The sequence below is a fragment of the Pseudomonas sp. TE50-2 genome, assembly GCF_040813665.1.
In the GTDB taxonomy this organism is placed as follows: domain Bacteria; phylum Pseudomonadota; class Gammaproteobacteria; order Pseudomonadales; family Pseudomonadaceae; genus Aquipseudomonas; species Aquipseudomonas soli.
In genome coordinates, this window is sequence record NZ_JBFNXN010000001.1 from 662,677 (window position 1) to 683,350 (window position 20,674).

General features: G+C 63.9%; 16 protein-coding genes. 7 read left to right on the plus strand and 9 right to left on the minus strand.

Annotated elements, in window-relative coordinates; all coding sequences use genetic code 11:
- The first annotated feature begins 612 nt into the window (after positions 1-612).
- On the plus strand, positions 613-987 hold the full coding sequence (locus tag AAHK21_RS02870; protein ID WP_367856351.1) for a DUF2784 domain-containing protein: 375 nt from the start codon (positions 613-615) through the stop codon (positions 985-987).
- Here the strand turns inward: AAHK21_RS02870 and tam are convergent.
- Both tam and AAHK21_RS02880 read right to left on the minus strand, forming a co-directional pair.
- Positions 964-1,740: a trans-aconitate 2-methyltransferase gene (gene tam, locus AAHK21_RS02875; protein WP_367856352.1), complete on the minus strand. Its 777-nt coding sequence runs from the start codon at positions 1,738-1,740 to the stop codon at positions 964-966. The two genes, AAHK21_RS02870 and tam, sit on opposite strands and share 24 nt — an antisense overlap.
- Before the next feature lie 144 nt (positions 1,741-1,884).
- Entirely contained in the window at positions 1,885-3,294 is a 1,410-nt protein-coding gene (locus AAHK21_RS02880) for an amino acid permease (protein WP_046856038.1), read from the minus strand.
- Between the two features lie 438 nt (positions 3,295-3,732).
- Between AAHK21_RS02880 and AAHK21_RS02885 the strand changes: the two genes are divergently transcribed.
- A complete protein-coding gene (locus tag AAHK21_RS02885) occupies positions 3,733-5,154 on the plus strand; it encodes a PLP-dependent aminotransferase family protein (RefSeq protein WP_367856353.1) in 1,422 nt (473 codons plus the stop codon).
- A 155-nt stretch (positions 5,155-5,309) separates the two neighbouring features.
- Here the strand turns inward: AAHK21_RS02885 and AAHK21_RS02890 are convergent, their stop codons facing one another.
- From AAHK21_RS02890 to AAHK21_RS02905, 4 genes are all read right to left on the minus strand, one after another.
- Complete coding sequence (locus tag AAHK21_RS02890) at positions 5,310-5,561, minus strand: hypothetical protein (protein ID WP_367856354.1); 252 nt, start codon at positions 5,559-5,561, stop codon at positions 5,310-5,312.
- 194 nt (positions 5,562-5,755) lie between these two features.
- The gene (locus tag AAHK21_RS02895) at positions 5,756-6,781 is read right to left on the minus strand and encodes a histone deacetylase family protein (RefSeq protein ID WP_367856355.1); all 1,026 of its coding nucleotides are present in this window, start codon (positions 6,779-6,781) and stop codon (positions 5,756-5,758) included.
- Entirely contained in the window at positions 6,781-8,022 is a 1,242-nt protein-coding gene (locus AAHK21_RS02900) for a Zn-dependent hydrolase (RefSeq protein ID WP_367856356.1), read from the minus strand. The genes AAHK21_RS02895 and AAHK21_RS02900 overlap by 1 nt, the downstream gene beginning before the upstream one ends.
- Before the next feature lie 16 nt (positions 8,023-8,038).
- Entirely contained in the window at positions 8,039-9,343 is a 1,305-nt protein-coding gene (locus AAHK21_RS02905) for an MFS transporter (protein ID WP_367856357.1), read from the minus strand.
- Positions 9,344-9,525: 182 nt separating this feature from the next.
- Here AAHK21_RS02905 and AAHK21_RS02910 point away from each other — a divergent pair, with 182 nt between their 5' ends.
- Entirely contained in the window at positions 9,526-10,443 is a 918-nt protein-coding gene (locus AAHK21_RS02910; RefSeq protein ID WP_367856358.1) for a LysR family transcriptional regulator, read from the plus strand.
- Between the two features lie 8 nt (positions 10,444-10,451).
- Here the strand turns inward: AAHK21_RS02910 and AAHK21_RS02915 are convergent, their stop codons facing one another.
- The 3 genes from AAHK21_RS02915 to AAHK21_RS02925 all read right to left on the minus strand — a co-directional run bounded on the left by AAHK21_RS02915 (position 10,452) and on the right by AAHK21_RS02925 (position 11,791).
- On the minus strand, positions 10,452-10,736 hold the full coding sequence (locus AAHK21_RS02915) for a type II toxin-antitoxin system RelE/ParE family toxin (protein WP_367856359.1): 285 nt from the start codon (positions 10,734-10,736) through the stop codon (positions 10,452-10,454).
- Positions 10,726-10,971 (minus strand): type II toxin-antitoxin system Phd/YefM family antitoxin, encoded by a 246-nt coding sequence (locus AAHK21_RS02920; protein ID WP_046857823.1) that lies wholly within the window; start codon positions 10,969-10,971, stop codon positions 10,726-10,728. Before AAHK21_RS02920 ends, AAHK21_RS02915 begins: the two co-directional genes overlap by 11 nt.
- A gap of 79 nt (positions 10,972-11,050) precedes the next feature.
- A complete protein-coding gene (locus AAHK21_RS02925; RefSeq protein ID WP_367856360.1) occupies positions 11,051-11,791 on the minus strand; it encodes a hypothetical protein in 741 nt (246 codons plus the stop codon).
- 364 nt (positions 11,792-12,155) lie between these two features.
- Here AAHK21_RS02925 and AAHK21_RS02930 point away from each other — a divergent pair, with 364 nt between their 5' ends.
- The 4 genes from AAHK21_RS02930 to AAHK21_RS02945 all read left to right on the plus strand — a co-directional run bounded on the left by AAHK21_RS02930 (position 12,156) and on the right by AAHK21_RS02945 (position 20,573).
- Complete coding sequence (locus tag AAHK21_RS02930) at positions 12,156-15,551, plus strand: Ig-like domain-containing protein (RefSeq protein WP_367856361.1); 3,396 nt, start codon at positions 12,156-12,158, stop codon at positions 15,549-15,551.
- 170 nt (positions 15,552-15,721) lie between these two features.
- Positions 15,722-16,681 (plus strand): SCO family protein, encoded by a 960-nt coding sequence (locus tag AAHK21_RS02935; protein ID WP_367856362.1) that lies wholly within the window; start codon positions 15,722-15,724, stop codon positions 16,679-16,681.
- A 140-nt stretch (positions 16,682-16,821) separates the two neighbouring features.
- The gene (locus tag AAHK21_RS02940) at positions 16,822-17,244 is read left to right on the plus strand and encodes a hypothetical protein (protein WP_139671491.1); all 423 of its coding nucleotides are present in this window, start codon (positions 16,822-16,824) and stop codon (positions 17,242-17,244) included.
- Positions 17,245-17,351: 107 nt separating this feature from the next.
- A complete protein-coding gene (locus AAHK21_RS02945) occupies positions 17,352-20,573 on the plus strand; it encodes an AAA domain-containing protein (RefSeq protein ID WP_367856363.1) in 3,222 nt (1,073 codons plus the stop codon).
- The last annotated feature ends 101 nt before the right edge of the window (positions 20,574-20,674 follow it).

Consider the following 20,674-nt stretch of genomic DNA (forward strand, 5'->3'; position numbering starts at 1 on the left):
CTTGCTCCCGGGAGTACCGCGCTGAACGCCCCATCCTGGGGCGCAGCGCTTGACGGCCATCCATGGCCGTCACCTCCCTTCGCAAGAACTCCGCTCGGCCTCCTGAAGTCGCAATTTGTGGCGCCTGAACTATCGCGCGCTTAGAAGCAAGATCAAGAGCAGATATTTTGGTTTATTAGTGGATGAAGTGTTGTTCTTCATTACGCCATCGCGGGTCAAGCCCGCTCCCATGATAGTTTAACTATTTCATTTAACGTGGGAGCGGGCTTGACCCGCGATGGTGATCTAGAGTTCCCGCGATGGCAACTAGCGACTAGCTGCGTTAGTGCAGGCGCCGCCCGTAACTTCGCGACTTCAGGAGGCCGGAGTGAGGGAACCCGGAGCGAAGCGGAGGGCCGGATGAATGGAGCGCCACGGCTTTGCTTACTTTGGCCAAGACCAAAGTAAGCCGCCGTAAGGGCGGAAAGGTGAATAAGCGTCGACATAGCAAATGAATGCGCATACAACTATCAAAACAATCACCCCAAACTCAAGAACGAAAAAACGAAAAAACGAAAAAACGAAAAAACCATGACAAACTAACCCATCTCCCCCAGCAAGGCCCCACCCACCATGTTCCACCGCCTGGCCGCCGACACCCTGGTCCTGTTCCACCTCTCGTTCATCCTGCTCGTCCTGTTCGGCGGCCTGCTGGTGCTCTGGCGCCGCCGCGCCCTGCTGATCCACCTCCCCGCCCTCGCCTGGGGCCTGGCCGTGGAAGGCCTGCACCTGGAATGCCCCCTGACCGACTGGGAAAACCACCTGCGTAAAGCCGCCGGCGACGCCGGCTACCACGGCGGTTTCGTCGAACACTACATCTGGCCCGTGATCTACCCCGCCGGCCTGACCCCACAGATCCAGCTGTGGCTGGGCACCATCGTGCTGGCGCTCAACCTCGGCATCTACACCTATGTGCTCTGGCGCCTATCGCGTGGCCACCACAAATAGCCGCGGGAACGGCAACAACACCCGACCGTCGCTGGCCGCCGGGTAGTCATGTTGCATGGCCTGCAGATACAACTGCAGAAAACCCGCCTGCTCCTGCTCATCCAGCCGCGCCAGGTAAGGCCGTAACGCAGAGCCCTTGAACCACTCCACCACCGCCTCGGCGCCACCGATCAAGGGGTGGTGATAGGTGGTGCGCCACACATCCACCCGCGCGCACAAAGGGCTGAGCAAATCGTAATAGAACCCCGCGTTGTGCCGCGGCGGCAGGCTGAAGTCAGCGAACTTGTCGGCCCAAGGTCCTTGGCTGGCAATCTCGCGCAAGCGGCGATGAGCCGGCTGGTCGAGGTTGTCCGGCGTCTGCACGGCCAGGCTCGCACCCTCGTTCAGCTGCCGCACCAGATGCGGATAGAGGCTGGCATGGTCCGGCACCCACTGCAGCGAAGCGTTGGCGAGAATCAGGTCCTGGGGCACCTGGGCCGCCCAGCCGGCGATCTCGCCAATCTCGCAACGCACCCGTGGAATGCTCAAGCGTGGTCGCTGCCGAGCCTTGTCGACCATGTCAGGATCGCTGTCCAGGGCGACGACCTGCGCATCGGGGCAACGTTGCAGCAACACCTCGGTGGAGTTGCCCGGACCGCAGCCAAGGTCGGTGGCGTGGCGCACCGGGCGCGTCGGCACGGCGGCAAGCAAGTCACGTACGGCGCGAGTGCGTTCGTCTTCGAACAGCGAATACTGGGTGGCGGACCAGGACATGGGACGACTCCTTGTAGGGCAATTGCGTGCAGCATAAGCCATGTCGGCACCACAAATCGTAGGGATGATCCGATTGGCGCAGGCGAAAACGAAAACGGCCGGTCCCTTGACGGGGACCGGCCGTTGCGCGAGGCGCTACCACAGTCAGTGACGCTTGGCGGTACGCATCTGATGCACCACACCCATGGCCACCACGATGGCCGCAGCGATGCCGGTGGAGATCACCAGGATCTGGTAGTCAGGCATGAAGGCCATGGTCACCAGCGCCGCCACGATGAACACGATCACCAGGTAGGTCAGCCACGGGAACAACCACATCTTCAGACGCACTTCCTTGCCCTCGGCCACCAGCTTGCGGCGCATGCGCAGCTGCGAGAAGGCAATCACCAGGTACACCAGCAGGGCGATCATGCCGGTGGTGTTCATCAGGGTTTCCAGCACGTCTTTCGGGCGCAGGGTGTCGCTGAAGTTGATCAGCGCGCAGAACACCGCCACCAGGCACGAGCCGATGATCGCGTTCACCGGTACGCCAGTGCCGGTGCGGGTGAACTTGAACAGGCGCGGCGCGTCGCCACGCTGGGCCAGGGAGAACAGCATGCGCGAGGCGGTGTAGTGGCCGGAGATCAGGCAACTGCTCACCGAGGTCAGCACCACGAAGTTCATCAGCAGCTCGGCATACGGCACGCCCAGCAGCTCCAGGGTGCGACGGTAGGCGCCATAACCGGAGACGCCCAGGTGCGGGTCGTTCCACGGCACCAGGCAGACGATCAGGAAGATCGAGCCGACATAGAACAGGCACACCCGCCAGACCACCGAGTTGGTCGCCTTGACGATCTGGGTGGCCGGGTCCTTCGCTTCGGAGGCGGCGATGGTGACGATCTCGGCGCCGAGGAAGGCGAACATCACCCCCAGCAAGGCGCCAATCACCGTGGTGATGCCGTTGGGCATGAAGCCTTCGGCGGTCAGGTGGCTGATACCGCGCACCTCGCCGAACTGCCAGACGTTCATCACCGCGGCGGTACACACCACCAGGAAGCAGACGATCGCCACCACCTTGATCAGCGCGAACCAGAACTCGAACTCGCCGTAGTGCTTGACGTTGAAGAAGTTGACGGTGATCAGCAGCAGGGTCGTGGCCAGCACGAACACGTTGACGCTCACGTCGGGGAAGAAGCCGTGCAGGATCTTGCCCGCCACGTAGGCCTCCCAGGCCATGAGGATCACCCAGTACCACCAGTACAGCCAGCCGATGGTGAAACCGGCCCAGCGGCCAATGGCGCGGTCGGCGTAGGTAGAGAACGAGCCGGTGTCCGGCGAGGAAGTCGCCATTTCACCCAGCATGCGCATGATCAGCACCACCAGGATGCCGCCGGCCAGGTAAGCCAGGACAGCAGCCGGGCCGGCGCTGTGGATCACGCTGCCGGAACCGACGAACAAGGCGCCGCCGATCACCCCGGCGATGGACATCATCGTCAGGTGGCGCGACTTGAGCGAGGCACTGAGCTTGCTCTCGTGCCCATCCTTCGCGGTGGTGGATGTGGATGTTGCGTCCATCAGTTATTTACCCCGTGCTTCTTTTTATCCAAGGAAAAACTGTGAAACCCCGATGGTTATCGGTCTCACCTGTACATCAGTGCTACTGCGGGCAGGGAGGTGTGCACGAGCACACGCAGGCCATCCGTGGCGGCCTGCTTACGCGGCCAGAGGCGACCCTCTGGACGAACTGAACCATGCTGGGGACGGACGAGCAGCGTCCGGCCACGCGGGAAGAAGGTGCGAGGCGGACCTCGACGGTAAAGCAGCGATGTTGTGATTATTCATGGCGCTGTCATGTGCTGTGTTGGCTATATCTGACACGTAATGTAAAAATGTCGAACACATTGAGCCATGCACAGCGGCATGAAAAACGCACTGCACTGTACAGGCCGCCGATGCAATACACCCGCTGTGCCCCGCAGGCGCCTGGCGTCCCGCACACCTGAAGGCCCCCGAATGCTCCAGCTACATCCGGACTCCTCCACCCCGCTGGTCAACCAGATCATCGACGGCTTGCGCGCGCTGATCGACGACCAGACCCTCAAGCCCGGGGCGAAGGTCCCGTCGATCCGGGCGTTCGCTTCGACCTACTCGGTGAGCACCTTCACCGTGGTCGAGGCCTACGACCGCCTGGTGGCCCAGGGGTTGCTGGTGAGCAAGGGCAATGCGGGGTTCTTCGTCAATCGTGCGGCGAACGAGCTGCTGGACAAGCACAGCGTCGAGGCCGATACCAGCCGCCCAACGTTCAACTCGGAGTGGTACCTGCAGCAGATCTTCGAGATCCGTCAGCTGCCGTTCAAACCGGGTTGCGGCTGGCTGCCCAACGACTGGATGTACGAGGAAGGTCTGCGCCGAGGCCTGCGCCAGGTCGCCGGTAGCCCGCTGGAGCTGTCCGGCTACGGCGACCCCATGGGCCTGCCGGAATTGCGCGCATTGACTGCGCAGAACCTGCAGCAGGAGCTGTCGATCGTTGCCAACCCGGCGCAGTTGATGCTCACCCACGGCGCCAGCCAGGCCCTGGACCTGGCCGTGCGTACCCTGGTGCGCCCCGGCGACGTGGTGCTGGTGGACGACCCCGGCTACCCCAACCTGATGAGCATCCTGCGCACCCAGGGCGCCACCCTGGTGGGCGTGCCGCGCACCCCGGCCGGCTATGACCTCGACCAGCTCGAGCGCCTGCTGGCCCACCACCGCCCCACGGCCTTCTTCACCCAGCCGCACCTGCACAGCCCGACCTGCTCGCGCACTCCACTGGCACAGCTGCACCGCCTGCTGCAGTTGGCCAGCCAGCATGGCTTCCGCCTGGTGGAGAACAACCTCTACGCCGACATGATCGCCGACCCTCTGCCCTGCCTGGCGAGCCTCGACCACCTGCAGCAGGTGGTGTACGTGGGCAGCTATTCGAAAAGCATCTCGCCCAACGTGCGCGTCGGCTACCTGCTGGCCAACCCCGAGCTGACCCAGCAACTGCTGCACCTGAAGATGCGCTCGGGCCTGACCACCTCGCAGGTGATGGAGCGGGTGGTGTACGCCGCGATCATCGACGGCCGCTGGCGCAAGCACCTCAAGCGCCTGCGCCAGCGCCTGGCCGAGGCGCACCAGGAAGTGGGCCGGCACCTGCATCGGCTGGGTTTCGAGCTGTTCATCGAATCGGATGAGGGGATGTACATCTGGACCCGCCATCCGGCCATCCCCGACAGCGCCGCGCTACTCGACGATGCGCTGGAGAAAGGCATCATGCTCGGGCCCGGGCAGTTGTTCATGGTCGATGCCAAGGCTACCGGGTGGATGCGCTTCAACGTGGCGTTCAGTACCGACCCGGCGATGTGGGAGTTGCTGGAGAAGGTGTTGGTGAAGCATGTGCGCCGGGGCGCTTGATGCACCAAGTGACACTGGGAGGCGCTGCCGGACCTGGGGCTAAGCAACATACGGCTGCTCGATGTCCGGCGCCCGTTTACTACGCCAAAACGAGCACTGTTCATGCGGAGGGTTTCGGACAGTGCACGCCTGGTTTGAAGTCTTCTTGCGGAAAATCACCTCGCTTGAAGGGCTAGACGAGCCTTTTCATAGACTTCATATGTGATTGCATCCCCGCTAACTCCAAGGGCATCCTTGAAACCCTTGAAGTCTGCTTTTGCCTGCTCTTCAGGGGACGGCATTCCTGGCTGCGCCGCAACGAACCCCTCAGAGTAGAAACTTTGATATGTGATGGTGCTTTTACCTTTAGCCTGCTTATCAAAATCCATTTTGATCGACATCTTGGCGAAATCATTTGCTGTTGTCATGGCGTAATCTCCATTACACGAATTGGGCTTCAGCTCATGCATCTTCCGGCCAACAGGTACTGCCCACAACTGGCAGAAATGATAGGACTACGGCTGCGGTGAACTGATAGGGTGAAGCGATTCCTCACAACAAGGAACTGCACTTATCGATCAGCCCGTAGCCGGCAAAGTCATACCAGAAATGGCGCATTGTTTTATGTGCACCAGTACGCATGGTTGCAAAAGAATGCCCGCGCATTCGCCTCCAGGCTCTCCAGGTGGTACCCGCCCTCCTGCACGATCAGGCACGGCAAACGCAACCCACGAATCTGTTCACCAAGGCGGGCGAACCCTTCGGTAGTCACCGCCACCTTGCTCTGCGGGTCCAGCTCGTAGATATCGAAGCCCAGCGAAAGCACCAGCACCTCGGCGCCGAAGTCCTTCACCGCTTGCAACGCAACCTCCAGTTGCGCCATGAAGTCCGCTTCACTCGCCCCGTGGGCCATCGGCAGGTTGAGATTGCAGCCCTCTCCTGCTCCACTACCGCGCTCGTCGGCAAAGCCCGCTACCCCAGGATAGAAATTGGTCGGGTCACCATGCACAGAGACGTACAGCACGTCGTCCCGCTCGTAGAAAATCTCCTGGATGCCCTGCCCGTGGTGCATGTCGGTATCCAGGATCGCCACGCGCTGATAGCGGCCGCGCAACACCTGGGCCGCGACAGCGGCGTTGTTGAGGTAGCAGAAGCCACCAGCGGCATCGTACCGGGCATGGTGCCCCGGCGGACGACACAGGGCATAGGCGGCGGGTTCGCCGTCAAGGATGGCCTGGGCCCCGGCGACGGCGCTCTGTGCCGACCAGTAGGCCGAACGCCAGGTATGCTCGCCCACCGGGCAACTGCCATCGGCCAGGTAGCGCCCGGCCTGGGCAAGGATGCCGCGCAGGGCGTTGGGTTCGCGAACGAAGATGTTGGACATCACCTCGTCGCCCCAGTCCTCGGGCACTTCTTTCCAACGCGCATGAGCTTCTTCGAGGAACGCCAGGTAGGCCTCGCCATGCACCGCCTTGAGCGGTGCAAGGCCGGCATCCTCGGGTTTGCGGATATCGAAGCCAAGGTCCTTGGCGGCCTGCAGCAGGCGCTGGGCGCGCTCGGGGACTTCCTGCGGGGTGCGCATGGCGCCGCGCGAATAGTAGCTGCGCGGGTGGTGGAGCAGTTGTTCAGGGTGGAAATAGCAGCGCATCAGGCTTCTCCTTCGGCAACCTGGCCGGCACGGGCCAGCACGGCGTTGAGCAATACATCGGCGCCCTGGCGGGCATCCTCGGGCAGCACATCCTCGGCCTCGTTGTGACTCAGCCCACCGACGCAGGGGATGAACACCATCGCCGTGGGGCAGTAGCGCGCCAGCAGGATCGCGTCATGGCCGGCGCCGCTGACGATGGACTGCTGGCTGTAGCCCAGGCCATCCACCGCCTGCTGCACGGCGGCCACGCAGTCGGCGTCGAACGGGGTGGAGGGGCTGACCCAGTGGCGCTCGATGCGCACCGCCAGGCCACGCTGGCCGGCGATGGCCTGCAATTGCAGGCTGATATCGCGCTCCATGGCGTCGATGGCCTCGTCGCGGTGATGGCGCAGGTCAAGGGTGAAGCGCACCAGGCCGGGAATGGTGTTGCGCGACGACTTGGCGATGCTCAGCTCACCCACCGTGGTCAGGCCCTCGGGGGTGAAGTCGCAGGCCAGCTGTTCGATGGCCTGGATCATCCGTGCCACGCCGTACAAGGCGTCCTTGCGCAGCTTCATCGGCGTGGTGCCGGCATGCGCGGCCATGCCCTCGACGGTCACGTCGAGCCAGCGGATCGCCTGGCCGCCGCTGACCACACCGATGCTCCTGGCGTTGTCCTCAAGGATCGGACCCTGCTCGATATGCGCCTCAAAATAGGCGTCAACCTTGCCGCCCAGCGGGCGTTGGCCGGCATAGCCGGTACGTGCCAGTTCATCGGCGACGCTGATACCGTCGGCATCACGGATCGCCAGGGCCTGGGCCAGCGGCAAGGTGCCGGTGAACACCGCCGAACCGAACATGGCCGGGGTGAAGCGGGCGCCCTCCTCGTTGGTCCACACCGCGATTTCCAGCGGCTTGCGGGTACGGATACCCAGGTCGTTCAGGCGGCGCACCACTTCCAGCCCGGCCAGCACGCCGTAGACGCCGTCGAAACGCCCGCCCTCGGGCTGGGTGTCGAGGTGGCTGCCCATCATCACCGGCGCGGCATGCGGGTCGCTGCCCTCACGGCGGGCGAACAGGTTGCCGATGGCATCCACGCTCAGGCTCAGCCCGGCCTCGCGGCACCAGTGGCCGAACAGTTCACGCCCGGCCTTGTCCTCGTCGCTCAGGGCCAGGCGGCAGCTGCCGCCGCGGGCGGTGGCGCCGATTTCGGCCATGGCCATCAGGCTCGCCCACAGGCGATCGCCATTGCTTTTCAACATTGCGGATACTCCAGATTCAGGCCAGCTCGAGCTGCCGGCCAAGGGCGTAGCGGCGCGCCAGCGCCAGCACGCAGACCAGGGAAGTGCAGGCGATCAGGCTGTAGAAGACCGCCATCGGCCACCATTGGCCGCTGAAACTGTGGGCCAGCCAGGTACCGATGAGCGGGGTCAGGCCACCAGCAATGGCGCCGCACACCTGATAGGCCAGGGAGATGGCGGTGTAGCGCACACGGGTGTCGAACATGCCGCTGACGTAGCCTGCGATCACTGCGTAGAACGACGCCATGCACGCCGCCGCCAGGGCGATGCCGAGCACGATCAGCGGGCCTTCGCCGCTGCTCACCAGCACGAACATCGGGTACGGCGAGGCCATCGCCAGCAGCGCCATCAGGGCCAGGAAGCGCGTTGCGCCAAGCCGCTCCGACAGCCATGCCGCCAACGGTTGCACGCAGAACTGGATGATCGCCACGAAGAACAGGCATTCGAGGATCAGTGAGCGCTTCAGGTGCAACTGCTGGGTGGTGTAGCTGATCATGAAGGTATTGGTGAAATAGACCCCGGCGATGCCCAGGGTGTTGGCGCCGATGCACAGCAGCAGCGGCCGCCAGGCGCTGCGCAACACTTCCAGCACTGGTGCCTGCTCCTTGCGCCGGGCCTGTTCGGCCTGCTCACGGCTGGCGAGGAACTCGGGCGACTCGTTGACCCCCAGGCGGATTGCCAGGCCCACCAGCAGCAACAGCGCGCTGGCCAGGAACGGCACGCGCCAGCCCCAGCTCATCAGGTCTTCTTCCGGCAGGCGGGTGACCGCGCTGAAAGCCAGCAGCGACAGGATCAGGCCTGCCGGGCTACCCAACTGGGCGAACGAGGCGAAGAAGTTGCGCCGGCCCTTGGGCGCATGCTCCCCGGCCATCAGCACCGCCCCACCCCACTCGCCACCCACGGCGATGCCCTGGACCACGCGCAACAGGATCAGCAGCACCGGCGCGCTGGCGCCGATCTGCGCGTAGGTCGGCAGCAGGCCGATGGCGACGGTGACCACGCCCATCATCAGCAAGGTGATGATCAGCGATTTCTTGCGCCCGATACGGTCGCCGATATGGCCGAAGATGATGCCGCCCAAGGGCCGGGCGAAGAAACCCACGGCAAAGGTGCCGAAGGCAGCCATGGTGCTGAACAGGCTGTTGTCGGAGGGGAAGAACAAGGCACCGAACACCAGCGCGGCGGCGGTGGCGTAGATGTAGAAGTCGTACCACTCGATCATGGTGCCGATGAACGCGGCGGCGGCGGCACGGCGCGGTTGGGGCGAAGCGGCGGGCTTCATGGGTGGCTCCTTTGGTTGTTTTTCTGGCAGGAGTTGTCGGGTCACGGTGGCGCTCTGGCGGCGCCTGGGTCGGGCTCCGCGAAGAGGCCCGCACTGCTGGAGATCATTCATCGCGGGCGCCTATAATTCAATTTTCTATTTATTATTCGAACTATTAATCACGCTTATCATCGAGCCCGACCATGCCCGACCGCCTGCTCAACGACCGCCTCGACTGGAACCTGCTGCGCACCTTCCGCGTCATCGGCCAGGAACTGTCGATCAGCCGCGCCGCTGCCCGCCTGCACCTCACCCAGCCCGCCGTGAGCCAGGCGCTCAAGCGCCTTGAAGAGCAACTCGGGCGCCAGCTCATCGCCCGCCGAGGGCCACGCTTCGTGCTGACCGAGGTGGGCGAGCAACTGTTCCAGCTGGCGGGCGAGGTGTACGGGCAGATGTCGCAGATCGGCGGCCTGCTGGAGCAGCCGGCGGACGAACTGGTGGGCAAGGTGCGCCTGTTGATGATCAGCCGTATCGTCAGCGAACGCTTCGACGACTTCCTCGCCGACTTCCACCGCCACCACCCGCGGGTAGAGCTGGAGATCGACGTGATGCGCAGTTCCGACATCGTCGCCGCCCTGCAGGAAAAAACCGCCACCGCCGGCCTCAGCCTCAACCGCCGGCCCCAGCCACGGCTGGAGCAGCGCTTGTTCCTGCGCCAGCGCTACGCGTTCTTCTGCGGCAAGCACCACGCGCTGTTCGGCCAGGCCGAAGGCGACCTGCAGCGGGAGAATTTCGTCAGTTTCACCAGCGACCAGATCGGCGGCATGCTCTCGCCGCTGACCATCTTCCGCGACCAGCAGGGCTTCGCCGGGCGCATCGTCGCCTCGTCGCCGAGCCTGGAAGAGGTGCGCCGCCTGGTGATCGCCGGCTTCGGCATCGGCTGCCTGCCCGAGCATGTGGTGGCGCCGGATGTGGACGCAGGGTTGTTGTGGAAACTGCCGCCGCAGGAGGGTATCGCCGACGTCGACATCCACCTGCTGTGGAACAAGGACCAGCGCATGAGCCGCGCTGAAAGCCTGTTCGTCGAGGCCTTGCTGTCGGCCGCCACACCTGTGATCTAGCGGCAATCCTATAGGCGATCAGCGGCCGAGCGGTAGGCTTGCCCACGTTCGCGCTTACCTATCGCCACGACCACGACAACTACCCGATCATCCTCGACGCGGTAGACCACCCGATAGCCGCTGGCCTTGAGCTTGATCTTGAAATGGTCAGGCAAATCACGCATTGCATCCGCCCCAACCCTGGGGGAGAGCAGACGCTCCTTGAGCTTTCTCCTGGCTTGCTCGCGCACGGTGTGCCCCAGCTTCTTCCATTCTTTCAGGGCCGAAGGCAGAAACTCGACCTTATAAGTCATCCAGTTCGACCGGGATGCCTTTCTCTCCCGCACGCGCCTTTACCAATGCCGCAAGTTCCATGTCTTCCAGTCGCTCCATCATCGCCTCGTAGAGTTCAGCGGGCACCATGTAACCCATGACGCGATTATGGTTGAGAACGGCCACCGGTTTCCCCTGCGCATCGGCCATCACCGCCGTAGGATTCTTCTTTAGTTCCGAGACGCTGACGGTCACGTCGGCAAAGATGTTCTGCATATCGATCGCCCTCATTCAAGAGCCATAGATTGGTCTGAATTCAGGTCTTTTTCAAGCCGGCGTGCCATAGGCCTATCGCCTACAGGCTATGTGATACCCCGGCAACCCGTGCCCGCCCCAACCAGATATACGCCAGCGCCAGCAACCCCAGCCCCAGCGCGGCGAACACCGCCACCACCACCTGACTGTAACGCGCCAGCAGCGCCGGGAACCCCGTCACTTCACGAACCACCTGGATATCGGCACTGCCATCGGCATCGCGAATACTGATCCCACCCTGGCGGATCTGCGAATAGTCAGCGTCGAAGTACACCCAGACCTTGCTCTCGCTCACCCCGTCGATGGCCGGCAGGTCGATGCTGCTGGTCGGCGTCGGCACCAGCGTGTCGTTGCCGGCCGCATCGCGCACCTGCACCAGCCCCTTGGCCGGCAGGCGAATGTGCACGGCCTTGAGTGGTATACGGGCGGGGTTGGACAGCTCGATGAGCAGACCGGTGCGGTGGTCTACAAGGCCGGCCTCGAAGGGCCTGGCGAACAGGTGCAGATATGGCGCCTGGGTTAGGTCGACCAGCTTGTCGATCTGCGGGTGGCTGAGGGCGCCTGCGCCGATCTCGCTGATCTGGGCATGCAGCCGCTCGTACTTGAGCAGGTCGTTGGCCTGGCTGATGCGCTCGTTGAACTGGCCCGGGTAGGTGAGATGGGCGTAGGTCAGGCGCGCCTGCAGGCGGTCGTCGTCGCGCAACGTCATATAGAGCGTGGCGGCGACGGCAACCAGGGCCAGCAGGCCCACCAGGGATTTACCGACTTTTTCCCAACTCACCTTGAAGGTTCCTTGTTTGATGGGCGTGACGAGACGCAAGGCAGGCAAGGGTGCCAAGAACACCGGTTGCGGGCAAGGCCTGGCTGCCTGTGGCGACACTGTCGCGGGGCAAGCCCGCGACAGGAGCCTAGCCCACCTGGTGTTCGCAAAGTGGGGAGCATTCCCCACCCAGCCCTGGGTGTCTATCCCCATATTTGTGGCAACTGCCCGAGCGTGTCTCATTTGCATCTTTGCAACATCTTGAAACACGTGGCGTTTAGCCATTTGCCGATTGGCACAGCGGTTGCTGACCCCTGTTCAAGGCACATCGCCACTGATCGCAGTGGCAACAGATGCCAACCTGCACAACACGGGGCACACGGCAATGAAGAAACCAGCTGCAACATCGACCCAGGTGTTCAGGTTGTCCTCCGTCACGGCGTTGCTGCTCAGCCTCGGGCTGGCCAGCGCGTTCGCCGGGTCGCTGGACGACGTGAGCCAACCACCGCCCACCGACCCTTCGGCCTTCAGCGACCCGGCCGCCGACCCAGTGGCCCAGGCCGCCGCCCTGGAAGCCTTGAAGTCGATGCCCGAGGCCAACGAAGGGTCGCTGGAACTGAGCAACGGTGCCTACGGCACCCGCGCCACGGTGACCAGCAACAACGTGCTGCCCCCCACCCTGCAGACTTCACGCAAGTACCCCACCAACGGCAAGCCCAGCCCGTTGTTCGGCGCCGAGCCGTTCACCCAGCAACTGCTGCTGTTCGAAGAATTCGGCCCGGAGAAACTCGACCCGGCCACCCCGCCCTACAGCCTGACCTTCCCGCCCCCCGTGATCGGTGCCGCACCCGCGCAGGACCCGGACTACGCCGCGCGCAGCAGCCCCAACGGCAATGCCCTGGAGGCGTTCCTCACCCAGCCGGGGCTGACACCGTTCCCGTCGCAGTACGCCAACGTGCTCGACCGCAACCCGTGGAAGGCGCAGATCGAGATGTTCCTCAACCGCAGCGGGGTCGGCTCGCCCGCCGAGGGCCGCCCGCCAGGAAAAGGCTGGTCGCACCAGCGCTGGAACGAGTTCTACCCACAGGCCGCCTTCAAGACCGCGCAGGCCGGCGCGCGCATCAACCAGGGCCTGCGCGACCGCAAGCAACTGCACAACTACGCCAAGGGCGAATTCGCCCCGGGCGGGCTGTACTACCAGACCTCCGACATTCCCACGACCCTGGGCACCACCAAGGGCATCGATACCCGCTTCCATCCGAAGATGCCCTTGCAGGGCCACAAGGCGCTGTGGACCTTCGACGGCACCTTCCCGGTCAAGCTGCTGATGGTGCGCTATGGCCAGCCGGTGCTGATGCGCCACTACAACGCCCTGCCGATCGACCCCTCGGCCAACAACGGCTTCGGCCTGCACACCATCTCCACCCACGAGCACAACGGCCACTCGCCGGCCGAGAGCGACGGCTTCGCCAACGCCTACTTCTTCCCCGGCCAGTACTATGACTACCGCTGGCCGATCCAGCTGGCCGGCTACGACACCATCAACACCCGCGCCCAGGACCCGCGCGCCGCCTTCCCCTGCGCGCCGGGCGAAACCCTGTACGTCAACGATGCCTCCCCGGGCCTCAAGACCTGCGAGAACGGCAGCATCAAGATCCGCGGCGACTGGCGCGAGACCATGAGCACCCACTGGTTCCACGACCACATGCTCGATTTCACCGCGCAGAACGTCTACAAGGGCAACGCGGTGATGATGAACTACTACTCGGCCATCGACCGTGGCAACGAGGCCCTGCAGGACGGCGTCAACCTGCGCTTCCCCAGCGGCGCGGCGATGCCGTGGGGCAACCGCGACTATGACGTCAACCTGGTGATCGCCGACAAGGCGTGGGACGCCAACGGCCAGTTGTGGTTCAACCCGTTCAACACCGACGGCTTCCTCGGCGACCAGATCCTGGTCAACTGGCAGTACCAACCCAAGCTCAAGGTGCGCGCGCGCAGCTATCGTTTCCGCATTCTCAACGGCTCGGTGTCGCGCTACTTCAAGTTTGCCGTGGTGCGTGAAATCGCCGGCAACAGCGGCGAGTTCAAAGGCCCGAGCGGCTCCAACGTCTCCTATGCCCGCGTGCCGTTCCACATGATCGCCAACGACGGCAATATCATGGAACACGCCGTGCCGTTCGACGGCACCCTCGACCTCAACGGCGACGGCAACCTGCAGGACAACAACGCCATCCTGCCGCTGCAGGGCATCGCCGAGCGCTACGACATCATCATCAATTTCGCCAAAAATGGGATCAAGGTCGGCGACAAGCTGTACTTCGTCAACCTCATGGAACACGAGACCGGCAAGGGCCCGAAACAGCCCATATCCCTGGCCGACGTGTTGTCGGAGAAATACAAGGCGGTGATCAAGCAGACCAGCAAAGGCCCGGAATGGGATGGCGGCGACCCGGTGGTCGGCAAGTTCATGCAGTTGATCGTGCAGCCCTATACCGGCCAGGACCTCAGCATGGACCCGAGCCTGTATGAGCCGGCCAAGCCCGGCAAAGCTGCCGGATTGGTGATGATCCCCCTGTCGATCGACCGCAACAGCGCCAGCGACCAGACCAAGATCAAGGCCGCTCGCCACCGCGAGTTCATCTTCGGCCGCTCCGACGGCACCGACAGCACCCCCTGGACCATCAAGACCGACGGCGGCTTCGGCTACACCATGGACCCCCGGCGCATCAGCGCCGCCCCGCAACTGGCCAACGAGGCCACCGACGGCGGTTTCAGCGGCGACGGCACCCTGGAAGTGTGGAAGATCAAGAACGGCGGCAACGGCTGGAGCCACCCGGTGCACGTACACTTCGAGGAAGGGGTGATCCTCAGCCGCGACGGCAAGGCCCCGCCGGAATGGGAAAAATGGGCGCGCAAGGACGTCTACCGCATCGGCCCGGACAGCGACTCTTCGGAAGAAGTGGAAATGGCCATCCGCTTCCGTGAGTTCGCCGGCACCTACATGGAGCACTGCCACAACACCCAGCACGAAGACACCTCGATGCTGCTGCGCTGGGACCTCGAGCACCCCGGCCAGTTCCAGATGATGCCGACGCCATTGCCTGGCTGGGATGGCGTGGAGTATGTCAACTCCGCAGCCCTGCCGACCTTCCGCACCTCGAGCAGCGGCCCGGGCAACGACAGCAACAAGCCGCCGGTGGCGGTCAACGACAGCGCCGCGACCATGGCCGGCAGGCCGATCGTGCTCAACGTGCTGGCCAACGACACCGACCCCGACGGTAACCTGCCGCTGAGCGTCAGCAGCCTGGCCCAGCCCGACTCCGGCCAGGGCACGGTCAGCAGCAACGGCACCCAGGTCACCTACACCCCACCGGCCACCGTCGCCACGGCGTTCACCGCCAGCTTCACCTACGCCGCGCGTGACGCCAAAGGCCTCGAATCCGTGGCCCCGGCCACGGTGAGCATCGCGGTTTCGCCCGCAGTGCCGATGGACGAGATCCAGGTCAGCAGCGCTTCGGTGCAGTTGCGCAGCAACAGCCGCTGGACCTGGGAGATCTCCGGCACCACCTCGGTAGCCGCCGGCAACAGCATCCGGGTGACCACCAACACCACCAGCGGGCCGCTCGACCTGGGCCTGGCGACGTTGAGTGCCAGCGGTTCCGGGGCGCGCTGGAAACTGTCGGTGACCACCACCGGCAGCGGCCCGGCCTCGCCACCGGCGGTAACGGTCAAGTCGGCGCTGGGGCAGAGTGTGACGGTGCCGTTGAGTATCAAGTGACGTCGTGCAAGGGGCCGCTGCGCGGCCCTTTCGCCGCGGTTCGTCGCCACGGCAAGCCGGCTCCCACGGTTGCTGCGCATGCCTTGTGATCGGCGCTGTACATGTGGGAGCTGGCTTGCCAGCGATGGCCTGCATCGCAGGCCCCATCAGATATCCAAGAGGGTAAGACCATGCCCCACACCTGGCGCCTGCTGCTCCCCCTGCTGATCATCCTCAGCCTGCCCTGCGCCCTGCCCCCGACCAGCGCCAGCGCTGACCCCGACACCCCCTGGGGCGCCAACTACTTCCCCAACATCCCCCTGCTCACCCAGGACGGCCGCCAGGTCCATTTCTTCGACGACCTGATCAAGGACAAGGTGGTTGCCATCAATTTCATCTTCACCGGCTGCGGCGACTCCTGCCCGGTGGAGACCGCCCGCCTGCGCCAGGTACAGAAGCTGCTGGGCGAACGCGTCGGCCAGGACATCTTCATCTACTCGATCAGCATCGATCCCTACAACGACACGCCCGCCACCCTCAAGCGCTACGCGGAAAAATTCGCCATCGGCCCCGGCTGGACCCTGCTCACCGGCGAGGCCGCCGACATCGAACAGCTGCGCCGCAGCCTGGGCCTGTACATCGAAGGCCTGGAGAATGGCCGCAGCAAGGACCACAACCTCAGCCTGATCATCGGCAACCAGGCCACCGGCCGCTGGATGAAGGCCTCGCCCTTCGAAAGCCCGTACATCCTCGCCGACCGCCTGGCCAACAGCCTGCACAACTGGAAAACCGCCAGCGCCCAGCCCCGCGACTACACCCAGGCCCCCGACATCCGCCCGCCGAGCAAAGGCGAGCAACTATTCAGGACCCGCTGCTCGTCGTGCCACACCTTGGGCGACGCGGAGCCAGGCGCCACCCACGGCATCGGCCCGGATCTGCTGGGGGTGACCCGGCAACGGGACGAACTGTGGTTGAAGCGCTGGCTGATGGAGCCCGATCGCATGCTCGCGGAGAAAGACCCGTTGGCGATGCTGCTGTTCACGCAGTACAACCAGTTGGCGATGCCCAACATGCGCTTGGGGGAAACGGAGGTGGCTGCGCTGGTCGGCTATCTCGAAGAGGAAACGACGCGCTTGCAAGCACCGCATTGAGCGACCGCTGGGAAACGCCGCGGGGCAGCTGGCGATATCATGAAGCCATCAAATCGCGTTAAGCTCGCGGCATACACTCAGCCATCGCACCATTGGGTCCGATGCACGCACTGCTCGCCGAGATCACAAGGAGTCTTCTCATGCCATACATCACCCAGGTCGACAGCACCCTTTGGGCACTGATCACTCGCCTGCAGGGTCAGGAGCTGCAAACACCCCATACGCCGAGCAACGCCCGCTTCCAGGTCGATGCGGTCGGTGCCGACAACCTGACGATCACCACCGGCGCCCAGGCCAGTAGCCTGACCATCAGTCGTGGAGCGTTCCAGCAAACACTGGACTATCTCGCAGCCAACGGGCACTTTGGCGTTTCCAACGCGGTCCCGGTCGCCTCCAACAAAGACCCGGCACTGGCCGGTCCGGTCTGTCTGGCGGCGCGTCTTCAGCCCAACGGCAACCCTGGGCGCATGGTCATCACCTACATCCTGCCGATTCTCGAGCACTGCCAGGCGGTCGGCATACAGCGCGCCACCACCCCGACCACGACCTGGCTTCTACCCTGAAGCCCATCTTGTCAGCGCGGCAGGACGCCAACGCGCCGCAGTTCCCATGCCGCATTTTTGCCTAGAGCGACCGCCCGGATCCCGAGGCCCCGTTTTCAAGGATGTCGATGAACCCGTCAAGCATCGTGCGCTACTGGCACGCCATCGAATTGTTGCAACCTCAACCCGTCCCCAAGCTGAACATCCGTGACGAGGACGATATTTATCTGCCGTTCTTCCACGACATCCGCAACCAGGAAGACCCGCTGCCCTGGATGCCCGGCAGCCTGGTGGGCAAGCAGAAACTGCCGGAAAAACGCGTGTGGAGCCACAGCCTGTTCGCCCACCTTTACGACAGCCTGGCGGTGACCACAGCGCTGGGAGAGCGGTTTGGCGCAGACCAGGGCTACAGCGAGCCACAGTCGCGGGAAACGGCCCTGTTCGCGCTGCGCTTCAGCGCGGAAGGCATGCTGGTACCGGACAGCCTGGTGCTGTCCAGCGAAGCATGGTTTCTGGGTTGCGTGCTTGCCGAGCGCGAGTGGGAGCATGGCTTCGCCAGCGCCCAGGACGACGCCCGCCAACTGGCCTGCCAGCTGCTTGGCACAGCCGTCACCTGCGATGCGTTGCACGAACTTACCCAGGCGATTGTTCAAGCGTTGGGGCTGGAGGCATTCTTCGGCGATGCCCCCCGACGCCACAGGGTGCGCTCCACCCCGATCGATCCAGAGAAGCCGGCGCCTCAGGACGATCCACTCAACAGCTTCCTGCTCGATGACCTCACCCATGTCGCCTCGGCGCTGGATCGTGGCGTGTCCAGCACCGCGCTCGCCCAGTACCTGCGTGAACATGCCCCAGGCCAACGGCTGCACCTGGACCAGCCGCATGCCTCGCTGCCGATCATCGAACGTCTCTATCCCCATCGCCATGCACCGGGCTGCTGGCCGAGCGACAAGCATCTTGGCCTGGTGCACTCGCAACAACTGGCGGTCAACAGCCTGTTGGCCGAACTCGGTGAAAGTGCCGGAATAATGGGAGTCAACGGTCCGCCAGGAACGGGCAAGACCACCTTGTTGCGCGACCTGATCGCCGCCGTGGTGACCCGCCGAGCCGATGTGCTCGCCTCGTTCGACCGGGCTTCCCAAGCCTTCCTCAACAATGGTTGCGAGGAGCTCAACGACGGTGGGCGGCCGCAGAAAGGCTACCGCCTGAACCCCGAGTTGTTCGGTTTCGAAGTCGTGGTAGCCTCGAGCAACAATGGCGCGGTGGAAAACATCACCCTGGAGCTGCCGCAGGCCGGAAAGGTCGACCCATCCTGGCTTGGCGAAATCGATTACTTCGCTGACATCGCCACATTGCTGATCGATCAGCCGGCCTGGGGATTGATCTCTGCGGCATTGGGCAGCAAGACCAAGCGCAAGCAGTTCGTCAGCCAGTTTTTCTACGGCGAAGCACCACCCAAGAAGAAAAAGGCACGAACGAGCGAAGCCGCAAACGACCTGCAGACCGCCGACGTGCTCGCTGAGCACGAGGACAGCTACACCGCGGATATCGAGGTATCCGACAAACCGACCGGCCCTCGGGGGTTCATCGGCTGGCTGAGCAACCCAGCCAACAGCATCCCCGAGAGCGAGCGCCAGGCACGCTGGAAAGCGGCAAAGCGTCGCTACACCGCCAGCAAGGATGCAGCCGATGCGCTGTGTGAACAAATCGCGGCGATCAATCAACGAATCGATGCCGTTCGTGAACGCCGAACGGCGTTTACCCTTCAACAGGCCAAGCACGACGATCACTGGCGCGCCCATGAGCGACTCAAGGCCGGCCAGCTAGACCACGAGAACGCGAATCTGCTGCCGGCCCGGAATGAACTGAGAAATGCGCTGGATGCCCTGGACAGCCAGGTTGGCCAACGGCCCGGCATGTGGCTCAATCTTTTCACCCTCGGGGGAGCGGGCCGCACATGGCGTGCGCAACGTGCCCACCTGCAGCAACGCCACCAGCTTTGCAGCGACAACTACGCCACCGCCATGAAACAGGATGCGCGCCTTGCCGAGCAGCTACAGACGCATCAACTGCAGCTCGAAGCCGCCAGGCAGCAGCTTGGGCTTGCAGAGGCAGCGCTGCACACCGACGTCGAAACAGCTCGGCAACTTGCCATTGCGGGGGGCGCCGAACATCTGCTGCCCTGGCTGACGCAGGGGGACATTGGCCGTGGGGAGGCCATCGAGAAACTCGAGCCCTGGCAATTGAAAGGCTGGCGCCAGGCACGGGCCCGGGTGTTCATCGAGGCACTCGGCCTGCACAAGACCCTGTTCCAGATCGAGGCGAAGCGCTTGAGCGCCAACCTCTACTGCATCACCCGTCAACTGACAGGCAGCCAGTATCTGGGCATTTCCCAAGAACTGAGCCGGTCGATCTGGGCATCACTGTTCATGGTGGTTCCGGTCCTGAGCAGCACCTTTGCCTCGTTTGCCCGTTCATTCGGCAGCTTTGGCTGTGAAGAAATTGGCTGGCTGCTGGTGGACGAGGCCGGCCAGGCCACGCCACAGGCTGCCGTAGGCGCCCTGTGGCGTGCACGCCGCGCCGTGCTGGTCGGCGATCCGCTGCAGTTGCCGCCCATCGTGCCGGTATGTGATGCCGTGCTCGAGCACATGCGAAACCACTACCAGGTCGATCCGCACTGGATCTGCAATCGCCAGTCTGCCCAATCCCTTGCCGACCTTGCCACGCGATGGGGCAAGATGCTGGGCCCAAAGGAGGCGCAAACCTGGGTAGGCCTGCCACTGGTGGTCCATCGCCGCTGCGACCTTCCAATGTTCAAGATGGCCAACCGCATCGCCTATGACGGTGCCATGGTCTATGGCACGGGCGCGCCTGAACCCGCGAAAGCTACCAAGGCCAGCCTGCCCTCCGGCTGGCTGCATGCTCCAGGACCATCGTCAGGCAACTGGGTCCGCCAGGAAGGCATCATGCTCAAACGTCTGCTGGAACGCCTTGAGGCCGATGGCGTGACGAAGGACGCGATTACCGTCATTACGCCGTTTCAGGACGTGCGAAGCAAACTCTCGACATTCCTGCCCAGCCAGATCGTCTACGGCACCATACATACCATGCAGGGCAAGGAGGCACAGATCATCGTCCTGGTGCTCGGTGGCAGCGCCGACAACCGAGGAGCACGCGACTGGGCGGTCGAAACGCCGAACCTGCTCAACGTTGCGGTCACCCGCGCCCGCGAGCGGCTGTACGTCATCGGTGACTACGATGACTGGAGCACGCGCCAGCAATTCGAACAGATCATGCATCTGCTGCCGAAACAGTCCCTGCTGGCACCCAGCAACACAACCACAGCGTAAGCCCCTGTGCCGAGCGTGGCCCGCCCTGACAACGGGGTTGGCCATGCACGTCGCGGGGCACTTGACCCACACCCACGGCCCGCCCATGCTCGACCGCTTCC